This window comes from Microbacterium sp. JZ31 (assembly GCF_016805985.1).
Lineage (GTDB): Bacteria > Actinomycetota > Actinomycetes > Actinomycetales > Microbacteriaceae > Microbacterium.
Genome location: NZ_CP017661.1, coordinates 2,970,310 through 2,985,208, shown reverse-complemented (window position 1 = coordinate 2,985,208; position 14,899 = coordinate 2,970,310). Strand labels below are relative to the sequence as shown.

General features: G+C 72.4%; 14 protein-coding genes. 4 read left to right on the top strand and 10 right to left on the bottom strand.

Annotated features, from left to right (window positions below; all coding sequences use genetic code 11):
* Positions 1 to 26 precede the first annotated feature (26 nt).
* The 4 genes from BJP60_RS14160 to BJP60_RS14145 form a co-directional block, all read right to left on the bottom strand.
* The gene (locus BJP60_RS14160) at positions 27 to 845 is read right to left on the bottom strand and encodes a hypothetical protein (protein ID WP_203136498.1); all 819 of its coding nucleotides are present in this window, start codon (positions 843 to 845) and stop codon (positions 27 to 29) included.
* 56 nt (positions 846 to 901) lie between these two features.
* Entirely contained in the window at positions 902 to 2,209 is a 1,308-nt protein-coding gene (locus BJP60_RS14155) for a sensor histidine kinase (RefSeq protein WP_203136497.1), read from the bottom strand.
* Positions 2,199 to 2,876 (bottom strand): response regulator transcription factor, encoded by a 678-nt coding sequence (locus BJP60_RS14150; RefSeq protein WP_203136496.1) that lies wholly within the window; start codon positions 2,874 to 2,876, stop codon positions 2,199 to 2,201. Before BJP60_RS14150 ends, BJP60_RS14155 begins: the two co-directional genes overlap by 11 nt.
* Before the next feature lie 99 nt (positions 2,877 to 2,975).
* Positions 2,976 to 4,160, bottom strand: coding sequence for an NAD(P)/FAD-dependent oxidoreductase (locus BJP60_RS14145; RefSeq protein WP_203136495.1), 1,185 nt, complete (start codon positions 4,158 to 4,160; stop codon positions 2,976 to 2,978).
* A 237-nt stretch (positions 4,161 to 4,397) separates the two neighbouring features.
* Between BJP60_RS14145 and BJP60_RS14140 the strand changes: the two genes are divergently transcribed.
* Positions 4,398 to 5,417: a zinc-dependent alcohol dehydrogenase family protein gene (locus tag BJP60_RS14140; RefSeq protein ID WP_203136494.1), complete on the top strand. Its 1,020-nt coding sequence runs from the start codon at positions 4,398 to 4,400 to the stop codon at positions 5,415 to 5,417.
* An 88-nt stretch (positions 5,418 to 5,505) separates the two neighbouring features.
* Positions 5,506 to 7,047 (top strand): ATP-dependent DNA ligase, encoded by a 1,542-nt coding sequence (locus tag BJP60_RS14135; protein WP_203136493.1) that lies wholly within the window; start codon positions 5,506 to 5,508, stop codon positions 7,045 to 7,047.
* A 16-nt stretch (positions 7,048 to 7,063) separates the two neighbouring features.
* On the opposite strand, the gene BJP60_RS14130 is transcribed toward BJP60_RS14135, so the two are convergent.
* From BJP60_RS14130 to BJP60_RS14110, 5 genes are read right to left on the bottom strand one after another with little or no spacing between them, the layout of a single operon-like run.
* Complete coding sequence (locus BJP60_RS14130; protein ID WP_203136491.1) at positions 7,064 to 7,618, bottom strand: hypothetical protein; 555 nt, start codon at positions 7,616 to 7,618, stop codon at positions 7,064 to 7,066.
* A complete protein-coding gene (locus BJP60_RS14125) occupies positions 7,602 to 8,423 on the bottom strand; it encodes a prolipoprotein diacylglyceryl transferase (protein WP_203136490.1) in 822 nt (273 codons plus the stop codon). Before BJP60_RS14125 ends, BJP60_RS14130 begins: the two co-directional genes overlap by 17 nt.
* 1 nt (position 8,424) lies before the next feature.
* Positions 8,425 to 8,742 (bottom strand): hypothetical protein, encoded by a 318-nt coding sequence (locus tag BJP60_RS14120; protein WP_203136488.1) that lies wholly within the window; start codon positions 8,740 to 8,742, stop codon positions 8,425 to 8,427.
* The gene (locus BJP60_RS14115; protein ID WP_238439450.1) at positions 8,739 to 10,370 is read right to left on the bottom strand and encodes a radical SAM protein; all 1,632 of its coding nucleotides are present in this window, start codon (positions 10,368 to 10,370) and stop codon (positions 8,739 to 8,741) included. The genes BJP60_RS14120 and BJP60_RS14115 overlap by 4 nt, the downstream gene beginning before the upstream one ends.
* Before the next feature lie 52 nt (positions 10,371 to 10,422).
* Complete coding sequence (locus BJP60_RS14110) at positions 10,423 to 12,042, bottom strand: L-lactate permease (protein ID WP_203136486.1); 1,620 nt, start codon at positions 12,040 to 12,042, stop codon at positions 10,423 to 10,425.
* Between the two features lie 299 nt (positions 12,043 to 12,341).
* Here BJP60_RS14110 and BJP60_RS14105 point away from each other — a divergent pair, with 299 nt between their 5' ends.
* A complete protein-coding gene (locus BJP60_RS14105) occupies positions 12,342 to 12,875 on the top strand; it encodes a WxL domain-containing protein (RefSeq protein ID WP_203136485.1) in 534 nt (177 codons plus the stop codon).
* A 62-nt stretch (positions 12,876 to 12,937) separates the two neighbouring features.
* A complete protein-coding gene (locus BJP60_RS14100) occupies positions 12,938 to 13,921 on the top strand; it encodes a COG1470 family protein (protein WP_203136483.1) in 984 nt (327 codons plus the stop codon).
* A 19-nt stretch (positions 13,922 to 13,940) separates the two neighbouring features.
* Here the strand turns inward: BJP60_RS14100 and BJP60_RS14095 are convergent, their stop codons facing one another.
* The gene (locus BJP60_RS14095; RefSeq protein WP_203136481.1) at positions 13,941 to 14,801 is read right to left on the bottom strand and encodes an IclR family transcriptional regulator; all 861 of its coding nucleotides are present in this window, start codon (positions 14,799 to 14,801) and stop codon (positions 13,941 to 13,943) included.
* Positions 14,802 to 14,899 lie beyond the last annotated feature (98 nt).

Here is a 14,899-nt window from a genome sequence, read left to right as displayed (position 1 = left end):
TCTCGGCGTCGGGCGTTCGGAGTGCGTCAGTCGTCGGTGTCGCGGGCGGTGATCGTGAAGTCCGCGCCGAGCTCCAGCTCGACCGTGGTGCCGTCGGTTGCGAGGACGGTGACGTCGTAGGGCGTCGAGCCGTCGCCGCTGTCGAGCTCGAGGATCGTGCCGGCCGTGTCGGCCAGTGCCGCATCCACGAGCGCGGCGATGGTGTCGGCGTCGAGGACGTTCTCGGGGCCGCGATCGTCGGATCCGGCGTTCTCGGTCTCGATGACGCGCGTGCTTCCGTCGGACGCGACGCGCACCTCGCTCTCGTCGCCGCCCGCGGTCTCGAGCTTGACCTCCCACGAGCCGTCGCGCTTGGCGTCGATGTCGACCACGTCGCCCTCCGCGGCCCCGGAGGCCGCGTCCGCGATCGCGGTGATCTCCTCGGCCGAGTCGCTGCCGCGCGCCGCGGCGGTGCCGGTTCCGGAGTCGTCGCTGCCGGAGTCGTTTGACGCGTCGTCGGTCGCGGAGTCGTCGGTTCCTGAGCCGTCCGAGCCGGAGTCGTCCGATGCGCCGTCCGATGCGTCGTCCGAGTCCGCGTCGTCGGAGCCCGCCGCCTGCTGCGAAGACGCTTCGGCGCGGTCGTCGTCATCCGCGTCCTCGAGTGCGGCGCCGGCCGCGACACCGCCTCCGACGAGCAGAGCGGCGGCCACCACGCCGCCCGCGATCAGGAGACCGCGCCGGCGGCGCGGCTTCGGCGCGCTCTCCTGCGCGGGCTCGGCGGCCGCGGGGTGCTGCGGTTCGGCGGCCGTGGGCTGCTGCGGCTCGGCGGGGATGGGCTGCGGGTTGTTCGTGTCGTTATCGCTCATGTGCCGATCGTGTCGCGCGGGTGCTGAAGCGGCCCTGAAGCGTGCTGAAGGCGTCTTCAGGATGCCGCGGGCAGCGTGATCGTGAAGCGCGCGCCGCCCCACCGCGACTCATCCACCGACACGGAGCCGCCGGCGGCGTCGGCGATGCCGCCGACGATCGCGAGGCCCAGTCCGCTGCCGCCGGCGTCCCGTGCGCGGGCTTCGTCGAGGCGGACGAAGCGCTCGAAGATGCGCTCGCGCTCGGCCGGCGGGACGCCCGTCCCGTCGTCCTCGACGCTCAGGATGACGCGACCGCCCTGCGCGCGGGTCGCGATCGCGACGCGGCCGCGCGCATGCCGGGCCGCGTTGTCGCAGAGGTTCCGCAGCAGCTGACCGAACAGCCGCGCGCTGCCCGCCGCCCGCGCCGCGCCGATGCCGGCGGCGTCGACCTGCAGGCCCTGCGCCCGCAGCCGCGCGACCTCGGCGAGGGCGAGATCGTCGAGGTCGACCGCCTCGGTCGCCTCGTGCGCGCCCTCCCCGAGCCGCGCCAGCAGCAGCAGCGCGTCGACGATGCCCTGCAGGCGCAGTCCCTCCTCGTGCACGACCTCGGCGAGCTCCTCCACCGAGGTGCTCTGCGGGTGTGCCAGGGCGATCTCGGCGTGCTGCCGCATCGTCGCGAGCGGGGAGCGCAGCTCGTGCGACGCGTCGGACACGAACGCCCGCTGCGCCCGCGCGGATCGGTCGAGCCGGTCGAGCATCCCGTTCATGGTCACCGCGAGCGCCGCGATCTCGTCGCCCGTACCCGGCACGGGCACGCGCCGATCCAGCCGCTCGGCCGTGATGTCATCGACCTCCCGGCGGATCCGGGTGACCGGCCACAGCGCTCGCCCGCTCACGACCCAGGTGGTCACCGCGACGAGGATCGCGACGAGCGGGACCGCGACGCCGAGCAGGACCGTGACCGTCGACAGCGTCTCCAGCTGGTCGTCGATCGCCACACCGACGACCACGCTGGGGTCGTCCCCTGCGTCCTCGGAGACCAGCAGGACCGGTTCCCCGTCCACGTCGGCGATCGTCGGCTCGCGGACGGGCGGCAGCCTCACCTCGGCCACCTCGTCGGCGGTCGCCAGGATCGTGCCGGCGTCGTCGACGACCTGCACGAGCTCGTCGTCCAGGGCCGCGATCACGCCGAGGCCGCCCTCGTTCACGGCGTCCGCGAGCTGCTGGGCGCGCGTCTGCGCGGTGCCCTCGACCGAGGACAGCACGCTGTCGCGCAGCACGAGGAAGAACGTCACGGCGCCCAGGATCAGAGCGACCGCGACCACGATCGTGGCGCCCAGCGTGGTCCGCGCGCGGACGGAGCGGAACGCGCGCCTAGCCGCCATCGGCAGCCAGACGGTAGCCCGCGCCGCGGATCGTCTCGATCGCGGTGCGCCCGAAGGGGCGGTCGAGCTTGCGGCGCAGGTGACCCACGTACACCTCGACGATGTTCGGGTCGCCCTCGAAGTCGTCGTTCCACACCCCGGCGATCAGGTCGCGCTTGGAGACCACGTCGCCGCGGTGCCGGATCAGGTGCTCGAGCACGGCGAACTCGCGCGCCGTGAGCGAGACCTCCGTGTCACCGCGCCACACGCGCCGCGATCCGGGATCCACGGTCAGGTCGCCCGCCCGGTGCGCGACGGGGCGCTCCACGGCCCCGCGCCGGATCAGGGCGCGCAGCCGCGCCACCAGCACCGCGAAGGAGAACGGCTTCGTGACATAGTCGTCCGCGCCGTTCTCGAACGCCTCGAGCTGATCCCACTCGCCGTCCTTGGCCGTCAGCATCAGCACGGGCGTCCAGTTGCCCTCCTCGCGCAGCGCCGCGCAGACCTTCCACCCGCTCATGCCGGGCATCATCAGATCGAGCGCGATCGCGTCGTACGCCGTCTCTCTCGCGCGCCACAGCCCGTCGACGCCGTTGTGTGCGACGTCGACCGCGAAGCCCTCGGCCTCCAGGCCCCGACGCAGGCCCTCGGCGAGGCGCACCTCGTCGTCGACAACCAGCACCCGCATGCGTCCAGTGTGGCGGAGCGGCGCTGAAGCGGCGCTGAAGCGGCGCGGGCGCGGGCCGGGCGGGCACCGTGCCCCCGGTCGGGGCGCCCGATCAGCCCGTCAGACCCGGCCCTTCAGGATGCCGTGCCAGTAGATGCGCGGCAGGACGTAGCGATCGAGCGCGTACCACCATGGCCGCGAGCGGATGTTGTCCAGGATGCCCGTGGTGCGGCGCACCTCGTGCGTGCGGCTGTCGTACTCGCCGAAGCTGAGCGAGCGGCGCGACGTCGTGATGGGCGCGACGGTGTACCCGTCGTAGGGTGCCAGCGGCCGTCCCATGCGGCGGTTCGCGATGTTCTCGACCAGGGTCTGCACCTGGTGGCGGAGCGCCCCGCCGGTGCGGGCGTCCCCGAGGTCCGCCGCGTCGCCGATGCACCACACGCGCGGATGCTTCGGGTGGCGGAGCGTCAGCGGATCGACCGCGGCGAACCCGCCGGTGCCGGGCTCGTCGAGACCGGACTCGCGGATGAGGTCGGGCGCCTTGTACGGCGGCAGCAGATGCAGCAGATCGGTCTGGACCTCCTCGCCTCGACCCTGCCGCTCCACCGTGACGGTGCGGCCCTCAACGCCCGTCACGCGCGCGCCGAGCGTGAGCTCGATGCCGTACGCGTCGAGGTGCCGGCGGATCTCCGCCTCGAGCGGCTCGACGGGGTGGAGGCGGTCGCCGTCGTGCAGCAGGCGCACCTCGATGTGCTTCAGAACGCCGCGCCGGCGCCAGTGGTCGCACGCCAGGAACAGCGGCTTGAGCGCGGTCTCGCGTCCGGATGCCGGCTGCTCGTGCAGCGTGAACACGGCCCGTCCCGAGGTCAGTGAGCGGATCCGATCCCACGTGTCCTCGAGGCGGTCGCGCTCGAACGTCGTGCACGCGTGGCCGCTGTCGAGCGCGGCGACGGCGCCGGGCAGCGCGTCCCAGTCGGTGAGCGCGCCGCAGGCGATCACGAGATCCGCCGCGCGCAGCTCGGTCCCGTCGGCGAGCTCGACCCGCCGTGCCGCGCCGTCGACGCGCGTCGCGGCCGACCGGTACCAGTGCACGCCGTCCGGGATGACGTCCGCCTGCGGCTTCGTGAGCGCCGACGGGGCCGCGAGCCCGGTGCCGACGTAGTTCTGCAGTGGCTTGTAGACGTGGTCCGCGGCGGGATCGACCAGCGCGACGTCCGAGGCTCCCCTTCGGAGCAGCTGCGCGGCGGCGGCGATCCCGCCGTTGCCGCCGCCGACGATCACGACATCATGCGCATGGGTGGCCATGTGCGCGACGATACGGATCTTCGCCCGCTCGCGGGATGGGGTTGCCAAGCGCCCGCTCACGCGTCAGGGCGGACACCGCGGGCCTCCCGTCACACACCCGGAGTCGTGGCCGGCTGCCGCGCGCCCCACGACGCGAGCAGCCGCAGGCGCTCGGCGGAGTCGGATCCCGGCTCGGGAGAGGATCGGGAGCAGACTGGATGTCGTCAGCACCAGCCTCGTCCGACAAGGAGATTCAGCATGCGCGGAGTCATCATGCACGCACCCGGCGACGTCCGGGTGGAGGATCGCGAGAACCCCGCGATCGTCGAGCCGACGGACGCGATCATCCGCCTCGCGGCATCCTGCATCTGCGGATCCGACCTCTGGTCCTATCGCGGTGTGGAGTCCATCGACAAGGCGCCGATGGGCCACGAGTACGTCGGCGTCGTGACCGAGATCGGCGCGGACGTGAAGACCCTCGAGGTCGGAGACTTCGTGGTCGGATCGTTCTTCGCCTCCGACAACACGTGCGAGATCTGCCAGGCCGGCTACCAGTCGCGCTGCATCCACGCCAAGCCCATGGGCGCGATCGGCACGCAGGCCGAGTACGCGCGCATCCCGCTCGCCGACGGCACGCTCGTCGCGACGCCCGACCAGCCCGACGCCGATCTCATCCCTTCGCTGCTCGCCGCGTCCGACGTGCTGGGCACCGGCTGGTTCGCCGCCGTGGCGGCCGAGGCGGGACCGGGCAAGACCGTGGCGGTCGTCGGCGACGGCGCGGTGGGCCTGCTCGGCATCCTCGCTGCGAAGCAGCTCGGCGCCGAGCGGATCATCGCGATGAGCCGGCACGCGGGCCGGCAGGCGCTCGCCCGCGAGTTCGGCGCGACCGACATCGTCGAGGAGCGCGGCGAGGAGGGCGTCGCCCGCATCAAGGAGCTCACGGGCGGCTACGGCGCGCACTCGGTGATCGAGGCCGTCGGCACGCAGGAGGCGATGATGCAGGCGATCAAGGCGACGCGTCCCGGCGGGCACGTCGGCTACGTCGGCGTCTCGCACGGCGTCACGCTCGACGGGCTCTCGCTGTTCTTCTCCGGCGTGCACCTGCACGGCGGCCCGGCGCCCGTGCGCCGGTTCCTGCCCGAGCTCATCCAGCTGATCTGGGACCGCCGGATCGACCCGGGCAAGGTCTTCGACCTGACGCTCCCGCTCGAGGACGCGGCGGAGGGCTATCGCGCGATGGACGAGCGCCGCGCCACCAAGGTGCTGCTCACGGTCTGAGCGAGGAGCGCGGGGCCCGCGTGCTGTCGTGGGCGGGGCCGCGTCAAGCCCGGCGCGGGTGTCGGCGCCGCGGGGCACAATGAACCCCATGCTGCTGAGCGAGCTCGTGACCGCGACCGAGGCCGTCGCCGCGACATCGTCCCGGCTGCAGAAGGTGGCGGCGCTCGCCGGCGTGCTGCGGGAGCTCGACGCGGAGGAGATCGCGCCCGCGATCGGCTTCCTGACGGCGAGTCCGCGACAGGGACGCCTCGGCGTCGGCTGGCGGGGCCTGTCGAACCTCGCGGTCGAGCACGCCGATGCCCCGACTCTGAGCGTGCTCGACGTCGACGCGGCGCTCGACCGGCTGGCCGCCACGGCGGGCGCCGGATCGACTGACGCGCGACGACGTGCGCTCGAGACGCTCGCGCGGCGTGCGACCGGGCCCGAGTGGGACTTCGTGGTGCGCGTGATCCTGGGCGAGCTGCGCACGGGCGCGCTCGAGGGGGTGCTGCTCGACGCGATCGCGAGGGCGGCCGAGCGCGACGGTGCGACCGTGCGGCGGGCGGCGATGCTCTCGGGCGACCTCGGGGAGACCGCGGGCATCGCGCTGACCGGCTCGGCCGACGATCTCGCCGACGTCGGCCTGCGTGTCGGCCGGCCCGTGCAGCCCATGCTCGCCTCGACCGCGTCGTCGGTGGCCGCCGCGATGACGGCGGTCGGCACCGACGTGTCGGTCGAGTACAAGCTCGACGGCGCCCGCATCCAGGTGCATCTGGACCGCACGCGGCCGGACGGCGAGGACGTGGGGGTCTACACGCGCAGCCTCGCGGACGTGACGCATCGCGTGCCGGAGCTCGTCGACGCCGTGCGGGCGCTGCCCGCCGAACGCCTGATCCTCGACGGCGAGACGCTCTCGCTCGACGACGACGGATCGCCGCGCCCGTTCCAGGACACGATGGCGCGCTTCGGGTCCGAGACCGCCGCCGCCATCGCGCTGCGTCCGTGGTTCTTCGACATCCTGCACGTCGACGGACGCGACCTGATCGACGAGCCGCTGCGCGCGCGGCTCGAGACGCTGGAGCGCGTGGTCGGCGACCTCCGTATGCCCGGCATCGTGACGGCGGATCCGGAAGCGGCCGAGGAGTTCGCCCGTGGCGCGCTCGCCGCGGGCCACGAGGGCGTGATGGTGAAGGCGATCGACTCGCCCTACACCGCCGGCCGTCGCGGCAAGGGGTGGCTCAAGGTGAAGCCCGTGCTCACATTCGACCTCGTCGTGCTCGCGGTCGAATGGGGATCGGGCCGGCGCAGCGGCATGCTGTCGAACCTGCACCTCGGTGCACGGGATCCGGATGGCGCCTTCGGAGAGCCCGGCGGCTTCGTGATGGTCGGGAAGACCTTCAAGGGGATGACCGACGCGACGCTGCGCTGGCAGACCGAGCACTTCCCGACGATCGAGACCCACCGCACCGCGTCCGCCGTGCATGTGCGCCCCGAGACCGTGGTGGAGATCGCGATCGACGGCGTCCAGCGCTCGTCGCGCTACCCCGGCGGCGTCGCGCTGCGCTTCGCGCGCGTCAAGTCGTACCGCTGTGACAAGCGCGCCGTCGAGGCCGACACGATCGACGCGCTGCGGGCGCTGCTGCGGGGCTGAGCCCTGCGGCGTCGGGCTACATCATCAGCGGGGGCGCCGCGATCACGACGAAGCAGACGCCGATCAGCACGATCGGCGCCGCGGCGACGCTGATCAGCAGCCCCGTGGCCAGCCCGCGCGTGCGAGGGAAGAAGATCAGGACGACGCCCGCCAGGCCCACCAGGATCCACGGCGCCCAGCTGAGCTGGCCGATGCCGAACGGGCCGCTCACCACGAAGATGCCCAGCAGGAACGAGCCGACCGACAGCACGACACCGCCGAGGACGCCGATGCCGACCCATGTGCCGAACTTCAGCCCGCCGAGCTGCCGCGGGGGCGCGGGCGGCGCACCGTAGGGTTGCGGCTGCGGTCCCGGCGTCGCCCCCGGAGGCGTCGTCCCGGGCGGAAGGTACGGCTGCTGCGGGTGCGGCGGCTGCTGCGGGTACGGCTGGGGCGGCTGCTGCGGGTGCGGCGGCTGCTCCGGGTACGGCTGCGGCGGCTGGGGCGGCTGCGGCGCCTGCGGCGCGGGACGCTCGGGCTGCGGCTCGGAGTGCTCCGGCTCCTGCCCAGGCTGCTCAGGCGTGCTGTTCATGTGCGGTCGTCCTCTCCGACGTGAGCGCGGGGGCGGGGGCGTGGAAGCGCCCGGTGCGGATCATCCAGGCGATCCGGGCGAACAGGAGGGGCATCGTCACCAGCAGGAACAGCTGCGGGCGCGTGAGTCCCAGCCAGGCGATCTCGTTGCCGCGCACGAACTCCACGAGGAAGCGGAAGGTGCCGTACGCGGCGATGTACAGCGTCAGCGTCTCGCCCGGCGCGATGTCGCGCCGCCGCAGCCAGAACCACAGCAGCGCGAACGCCGCGGCATGGAAGGCGATCTCGTAGACGAAGCTCGGATGCAGCGGCACGCCGGCCGGGCCGCCCGTGTACGCCGCGGCATCGGCGTCGAGGACGACGCCCCAGCCGGAGCCGGTCGGCGTGCCGGGCTTCTCGGTGAGCAGGCATCCGATCCGGCCGATCGCCATCGCGAGCGCGACCGCCGGGGCGAACAGGTCGCCGGTGCGATGCGGGTACCGCACGATGCGCTTCGCGACGTGCACGCCGAGCCACGCGCCGACCAGCGCCGACAGCATGGACGCGTTGCCGTACGACAGCTGCTCGACCAGGCTCAGGTTCTGCGTCGGATCGAGGTGCTGGGCCCAGGTCCCCAGGCGCGCCAGGAGGGCCGCGCCCGCCAGGGCGCCGAGCACGAGGTACCAGACGCGGTAGTCGGTCACGCCGCGGCGGCGCTTCTCGACGAGGAACACGACCCCCGCCGCGAGCAGGCCGAGGGCGACGAACGCCGAGTGCGTGTCGAACGGCGGCAGCCAGGCCGCGAGGTCCTGCAGTGTCGGGAACACGTCAGCCCGCCAGGATCCGGATCCAGAGCATCACCCAGAATGGGATCGCCGCGGTCGCGAGCAGCGCGATCACCGACAGGTACAGCAGCACCAGTCGCGTGTCGCCGAGCCGGCACTTCGACCGCAGCAGCCCCGCGCGCCGCGCCCGCACGTAGCCGGCGATCGCCACGCCGCTGAACGCCAGCAGCGCGACGGGGCCGAGCACGCACGTGATGAGCGCGACCGTCGTGAAGACGCACAGCTTGAGCGGATCGAACGCCGGGGTCGGGTCGCCGACCCGAGGGTCGTACCGGTTGAGCCCCTCGTGGGCCGATGTCATGCGATCACCGGCAGCGCCGTGCGACCGCCGGTCGCGCGGACGTCGCCGAGGCGTTCGGCGGGCTCTCGCGATCCGGTGGCGGTCGACAGCCGGGTCCGGCCCAGCGGCGCCCACGCCTGCACCGCGCAGAACGGTGCGCACTGGTGCGCGTCGGTGGTCTCGTTCACGGTCGCGACATGCACGCAGCACTGCGTCAGCCGCTCCTCGATCATCGTGTTGATGTCCATGAAGGGCTTGATCGTGATGCGCTTCACGCGCTCTCCCATCATCTTCCGCAGGCGCTGATGCTGGCCGGGCAGCTGCGAAGCGGCGAGCGTCGCGAGCGTGCCGATGCCGAGATCGCAGCTCGCGCAGATGTCCTTCCAGATGTCGACCATCGACGGGTGCGACAGCGATGACTGCTCGCTGAGCAGATCCAGCAGGGAGGTCTTCACGACCTCGCGGATCTTCCTGTTGACGCCGGAGTCGGCGATCCGGTTCGCGATGAGATCCGGCTCCAGCTCGAGGAACTCCTTGAGCCGGTCGTGGCCGATGAGCCCGACCAGGGACTTCCACTCACCCGCGTCGTCCTTGAGCAGGTAGCCGACCGAGCAGCAGTGCGGATGGCTGCAGGGCAGGGCGGTGAGGTCGCGCCACGTCACGGTGCCGCCGGTCTGCGGACCGAGGCGCGCCAGCACGCCCGTGTGCGTGAGCCGGTCATCCGGATCGATGCCGGCCGAGCGTCCGGATCCGAACACCGGCTGGATGGTCACGCCGCCCACGAACGGCGTGTCCATCGCCCGGCGGATCACCGCCCCGATCTCGTCGTCGTTCACCCCGAGCGCTGCCGTCATGGTGAGGGTCGTGAACACCCCGGCGGCCGAGAGGCGCTCGAGCGCGCGCTCCTTGAACCGCCGGATGTCGGCGCCGCGGTGATAGGCGGAGGCCTCCTTCGACTCCCCGTCGTACTGCAGGTAGATCTCGACGCGCTGCCGATGCTTCCTGAGCACCTCGACGAACGCGTCGTCCTGCGCGATCCGCAGTCCGTTCGAGTTGATCAGGATGCGCACCACCGCGCGCGCGACGAGGTGCTCGAGCAGCTGCTCCAGCCAGGGGTACAGCGTCGGCTCGCCGCCCGAGAGCATCAGCACGTCGATGCGCCCGTTCTCCCTCGCCAGGCGCGCGTCGACGGACGCGAGCACCTCGGCCAGCGGCGCGACCGCGCTCGCCGCCGGGCTCGACTCGGCGAAGCACGTGGGGCAGCGCAGGTTGCAGTGGTCGGTGATGTCCTCGAGCAGGATGCAGGTGTGCTGCGTCTGCATCTCCGGCAGGCCGTCCTCGTACGCGGACGGCACCGGCTTGAAGTTGCCCATCACGTCGGGCGTGTGCACCTTGGTCGGCGCGGTCCACTGCTCCAGGTAGGTCAGGATCTCCGCGGACTCGTCGTACAGCGTGCGGATCAGGCCGTGCTCGGGGCAGCCGCGCTCGAGCCAGATCGTGCCGTCGCGATCGGCGAGCCACCCCGACAGCCTGCGCACGTCCGCGAGGGGGCGATCCGGATCCTCCTCGTGGCATCGGGGGCAGAACGCATTGACGTAGCGATGGATGCGATGGTCGCGAAGCGGCATCCCGGAACGGGGCTGGCTCATGGCGATCACCCTATGGGCTGCCGGGGCCGCGCTCCGGTCGACCTGCGGCGGGTCATCCCGCGTACGGCACGACGAGAGACAGCAGCATCACCCACACGCACACCACGGCCAGCATGGCCAGGCTCCAGCCGATCACGGCGCGCAGGATCTCGCCCTCGCGACCGGTGAGGCCCACGGCTCCGGCCGCGATCGCGATGGACTGCGGCGAGACGAGCTTCGCCACGGCGCCGCCCGACGTGTTCGCCGCGACAAGCAGCGTCGGATCCACCCCGATCCCGTTCCCCGTCACGGACTGCAGGCCGGCGAACAGCGTGTTGTTGTTGACGACCGATCCGGTGATGAAGACGCCGAACCAGCCGATCACGGGCGCCAGCAGCGGGAAGATCGCGCCGAGCCCCGCGATCGCCGTGCCGATGCCCGTCGACCCGCCCGAGTAGTTCGCGACGTTGGCCAGGATCAGCACGAGCGTGATGAGCAGGATCGGCTGCCACAGCGACCGCAGCGTCTCGCGCAGCTCGTGCCACAGCGTGCTCGAGCGCAGCTGCGGCGTGGTGAGGAACGTGATGAGCACCGAGATCAGGATGGCCGTGCCCGTCGCGTTCACGGGCGTCCACTCCCACACCGTCGCCAGGGGGTCGTCGGCGCCGTACGGCACGATCACGCCCGTCACGCCCGGGATCGGCACGCGCGCGACGAGCCCCGACAGCGGCCCGTCGACCGCGAACAGCGACTTGAACCAGGGCAGGCTCCACACGAAGATCACGCCGGTCAGGATGTAGAACGGGCTCCACGCCACGACGACGTCGCCGAACGACTGCGAGGCGCTCGACGGCTCGGGTGCGCCGTGCTCGCGGTAGATCCGGCGTGGCCGCCAGCCCCTGCCCACCGCGAACACGACCGCCATCGTGAGCAGCCCGGGGACGATGTCCGCCAGGTCCGGACCGAGGAAGCACAGGATCGCGGCCTGACTCGCGCTGAACGCGACGCTGACCGCGGCGGTCATCGGCAGCGTCTCGCGCACGCCGCGCCACCCGTCGAGGATGATCACCAGCAGGAACGGCGTCGCCAGGGCCAGGATCTGCAGCACCACCACCATCTGCACCGACAGGCGGGCGAGGTCCACGCCGCCGACCTGGGCGCCGACGATGACAGGGATGCCGATCGCGCCGTACGCTCCCGCCGCGACGTTGGCCACGAGCGAGAGCATCGCGGCCTTGACGGGACCGAATCCGAGCTGCACGAGCAGGGCGGCGCAGATCGCGATCGGCACGCCGAACCCCGCGGCGCCCTCGAGGAACCCACCGAACGCGAAGCTGATCAGCAGCACCTGCACGCGCTGGTCGGGGGAGACGCCGGCGATGCTCGCGCGGATGACGTCGAAGCGCCCGCTCGCGACGGTGAGCCGGTACAGCCACACGGCCATCACGATGATGTACGCGATCGGCCACAGGGCGGTCAGAATGCCCGAGAGCGAGGCGCCCGCGATGGATCCGGCCGGCATCCCGAAGGGCCACGCCGCGATCGCGATCTGCAGCACGGTCGCGATCACTCCCGCCGTGACGCCCTTCAGCTTGAACACGACCAGGCACAGCAGGAAGACGAGGATCGGCACGGCCGCGACGAGTGCGGAAAGCGCGATCTGGCCGAGCGGGTCGATCTGCTGGTTCCACATGGCGGCCACGCTAGCGGCGCATCGAGGACGCCCGATAGCCCTCTTCGGCGGGACGCGGCGAGCCCCGCGGTGACGGGCGGACGCACTCGCGGATCGACGGGTGTCCGGACTCGCCGGAAGACCGATATCCCGATAGATGGGAGGGGCTTTGCCGGTCACTTAGGGCCCTCAATATTGTTCGAAGCGCTGCATCCGCGCGCGGATCACCCGAGATCCGCAACCACCCCCGACTGGTGCGCGTGCAGCGCCTACCCTCCCCACCCGTCCGCGGCTGCGCGGACGTCGAAGAAAGTACCCGTATGCGCACCACCCATCGCTTCGCGCTGTCCCTCGCCGGCGCCTCCCTGCTCGTTTTCGCCGCCGCCGGCTCTGCCGTCGCGGCCGAGGATGGAACCACCACGACCGTCACGGTGAACGCCGGAGCGCTGTCGGTCACCGTTCCCGGGCAGCTGTCGCTCAGCGCAGCCGCTCCCGGCGGATCCGCCTCGGGCACGCTCGCGCCGGTCACGGTGACCGACGCCACGTCCGACGCCATCGGCTGGACCGCGACCGTCAGCCTGAGCCGGTTCGCCGTCGTCGACGCGCAGGGCGCGCCGATCGCCGGCGGAGCCACCTTCGCCGCCGAGGGCTTCAGCTACAGCCCGACGGACATCCAGTCCGCGGACACCGAGGCGTACAGCGCCGTCACGCCGACCTTCTCCGGTACCTCGATGACGGTCACCGATCCGGCCGGCAACAACCAGGCCTCCTGGGGAGCCTCGGTCTCCCTCACCGTCCCGAAGACCGCCAAGGCGGGCACCTACCAGGCGACCCTGACGCACTCCGTCAGCTGATCGATCCACGCGGAGGGGCGAGGCGCGGGTGCCTCGCCCCTCCTTCGCACCTGGAGACCCTCATGCGCCTTCTTCTGGCGATCATCTTCTTCTGCATCCTCGTCATGGCGCCTGAGCTGGACGCCACCGCCCACGCCGCCGACGAGACCGGCAGCATCGGCATCCGCCTCGTCGACATCCCCGCGACAGCGCAGGATGACCCCCGGGCGCACACGTATGTCGTCGACCACCTCGTGCCCGGCGCGACGATCCAGCGCCGCATCGAGGTGTCCAACGACACCGACGCGGAGCAGGCCGTCCGGGTCTACGCCGGCGCGGCGGACATCCGCGAGGGCGCCTTCGTCGGACGGGACGGGGACGCCGCGAACGAGCTGACGGGCTGGACCTCCGTCGCGGACCCCGTGCTGCGACTCGCGCCCGGTGAGATCCGTCAGACGCTCGTGACCGTGGCGGTCCCCGACGGGGCATCCGCGGGCGAGCACTACGGCGTGGTCTGGGCCGAGGTGCGCAGCGCCCCGGATGCCGAGACCGCGGTGGTGACGGCCAGTCGCGTCGGCGTGCGGATGTACCTCTCCGTCGGGCAGGGCGGCGAGCCGGCCTCCGACTTCCGGATCGACACGATCGCGGCGCTGCGCGACGCGGATGGCGCTCCCGCCGTCATCGCCACGGTCACCAACAGCGGGCAGCGGGCTCTGGACCTCTCGGGCGTCCTCCGACTGGAGAACGGACCGAGCGGCCTCGCGGCGGGCCCCTTCGACGCGGAAGGAGTGACGACGCTGGCTCCCGGGACGTCCGGCGACCTCGTCGTGACGCTCGGCGACGAGCTTCCCGACGGCCCGTGGACCGCGGTGCTCGAGGCGCGCAGCGGCACGCTGTCCCGCGAGGCGCGCGCGACGCTGACCTTCCCCGACGAGGGCCGGACGGTCTCCGAGGTCGAGCACGCGTCGTCGCCGAACCTGCTGCTGCCGATGTCGGTCGGCGTCTTCCTCATCCTGCTGATCAGCGGGAGCGCCTGGGCGCTCCGCCGATGGCACGGCGGGCGCTGAGCGTCGTCCGTCCCGGCGGTCAGCGCTCGCGCACGCGCCGCTCGAGGTAGCGCATCGACTCGGCCGAGGACGACACGAGCGCGCGGAGGCTGCCGCCCGGCAGCGCGCGCGGATGCCCCGCGGGCAGGTAGGCGCGCAGCAGCGCCTCGGAGATCCGGTGAGCCGTCTCCTGCACCAGGGCGGCGGTGCGCAGCGGCGAGGAGGCGTCGTTCGGGATGACCGCGCCGAGCGCGCCCACGACGACGTCCTCCGACCCGCGGACGGGTGCGGCGAGGCCGCGCGAGGCCGGATGGATCCAGCCGTCCGCGCGGGCGTACCCGTGGCGCCGCGTGGCCTCGACCTCCGCGCGCAGCGCCTCGGCATCGCCGGGGCCCGCCGACGTGATCGGCGCCCACCCCTTCGCGACCACAGCGTCGAACAGCTCCGGCTCGCCGAACGCGAGGAACACGAGCCCGCTCGACGAATGGGGGATCGCGATCCGGCCGCCCACGATCGAGCCGTTGATCACGGCGTCCGCGGAGGAGATCCGCTCGATGATCAGCACGTCGGTGTCGATGCGCACGGCGAGCTGCACGTGCTGGCCCAGCACGTCGTGCAGGCGGCGCAGGTACGGCTCGGCGATCTCGCGCAGGCCGAGGGCGCCCGGCGTCTTGCTGCCGATCTCCCACAGGCGGTTGCCGAGCCGGTAGCGGCGGCCGGCGACCGGCTCGAGCAGGCCGTGTCCCACGAGGTCGGCGACGATGCGATGCACGGAGGACAGCGGGATGCCCGCCCGGCGATGGATCTGCGTGAGCGTGAGGAACGGATGATCCGCCGTGAACGCGTCGAGCACCGCCAGCACGCGGGCGAGGGCGGACGTGCCGTCGGATGAGCGCGCCATCTCGGTGTCGACTCCTCGTCTCGTTGTGGCTCGCCCCGCCGCGATGCGGGGCGCACTTCCCTTTGAACGGAAGATCAGGTTCCGCACAGCATGCCCGA